The 1841-nt window shown below is 65.8% G+C and carries 1 protein-coding gene; it reads right to left on the bottom strand.

The window, feature by feature from the left end; all coding sequences use genetic code 11:
- The coding region (acs, locus tag KIK08_RS38825) for an acetate--CoA ligase (RefSeq protein ID WP_214408298.1) at nucleotides 1–1841 on the bottom strand (1841 nt) is incomplete at both ends.

The raw sequence follows: 1841 nt of genomic DNA, 5'->3' as shown, positions 1-1841 counted from the left end.
CGCAACAACCGGCGCATGATCTTCCCGGACCGGGTCTTGGGCAACTCCTCGACCACCATGATCTGGCGCGGCTTGGCGATCGGACCGATCTCCTGCGACACGTGATCACGCAACGCCTTGATCGCCTCCTCACCCCGGGCCTCGTCCTGCGCGACGTTGCCCCGCAGGATCACGAACGCCACGATCCCCTGCCCGGTCGTCGCGTCCGAGGCCCCCACCACCGCCGCCTCGGCCACCGTCGGATGACTCACCAACGCCGACTCCACCTCGGTGGTCGAGATCCGGTGCCCGGAGACGTTCATCACGTCATCCACCCGACCCAACAACCAGATCGCACCATCATCGTCGTACTTCGCCCCATCACCGGCGAAGTAGTAACCCTGCTCGGCGAACCGCGACCAATAGGTCTCCCGGAACCGCTGCTCATCCCCCCAAATCCCACGCAGCATCGCCGGCCACGGCTTGTCCAACACCAGATACCCGCCCCCACCCGGACCCACCGGCGCCGCCTCCTCGGTGACGATCTCCGCGCTGATCCCCGGCAACGGCCGCATCGCCGACCCCGGCTTGGCCGCGGTCACCCCCGGCAACGGCGAGATCATGATCGCCCCGGTCTCGGTCTGCCACCAGGTGTCCACGATCGGACAGGTGTTCCGACCGATGTTCTCCCGATACCACATCCACGCCTCGGGATTGATCGGCTCACCCACACTGCCCAACACCCGCAACGACGACAGGTCGAAGCGCTCCGGGATCTCCTTGCCCCACTTCATGAACGTCCGGATCAACGTCGGCGCCGTGTAGTAGATCGACACCCCGTACTTCTGGATGATCTCCCAGTGCCGACCCTCGTGCGGGGTGTTCGGCGTCCCCTCATACATCACCGACGTCGCCCGGTTCGCCAACGGCCCGTACACGATGTAGCTGTGCCCGGTCACCCACCCGATATCCGCGGTGCACCAGTACACACTCTCACCCGGCTTGTGATCGAACACCGCATGATGGGTGTAGGCGACCTGGGTCAAGAACCCACCCGAGGTGTGCAGGATCCCCTTCGGCTTCCCGGTCGTACCCGAGGTGTAGAGGATGAACAACGGCTGCTCGGCATCGAACGGCTGCGCCTCGTGCCGATCCGACTGCTTGTCGACCACCTCGTGCCACCACACGTCACGCCCATCGGTCCAGGGCACCTCGACCTCGGTACGCCTGACCACCAACACGTGCTCGATCGACGGGGTCTGCGCCACCGCCTTGTCGGTGTTCTCCTTCATCGGCGCCGGCTTCCCCCGCCGGAACTGCCCATCCGAGGTGATCAACAACTTGGCGTCGGCATCCTCGATACGCGCCTTGAGCGCACCCGGGGAGAACCCCCCGAACACCACACTGTGCGCCGCCCCCAACCGCGCACACGCCAGCATCGAGATCGCCGCCTCCGGGATCATCGGCAACTGGATCGCCACCCGATCCCCGGCCCTGACCCCCAACTCGGTCAACGCGTTCGCCGCCTTGCACACCTCACGCTGCAGATCCGCGTAGGTGATCGTGCGGGTATCACCCGGCTCACCCTCCCAGTGGAACGCGACCTGCTCACCATGCCCATCAGCGACATGACGATCCACACAGTTGTACGCCACGTTCAACTCGCCACCGACGAACCACTTCGCGAACGGCGCATCCCAGTCCAACACCCGATCCCAGCGCTTGTGCCAGGACAACCGGTCGGCCTGCTCGGCCCAGAACGCCTCCCGATCGGCATCGGCACGGTCATAGGCCTCGGCCGTGACATTGGCCTGCGCGGCGAAGGCATCGCCGGGCGGGAAGCTACGGCTCTCGGTGGACAG

The organism is Pseudonocardia lacus, assembly GCF_018531445.1.
GTDB lineage: Bacteria > Actinomycetota > Actinomycetes > Mycobacteriales > Pseudonocardiaceae > Pseudonocardia > Pseudonocardia lacus.
This window is presented reverse-complemented; position numbering and strand designations above follow the sequence as displayed.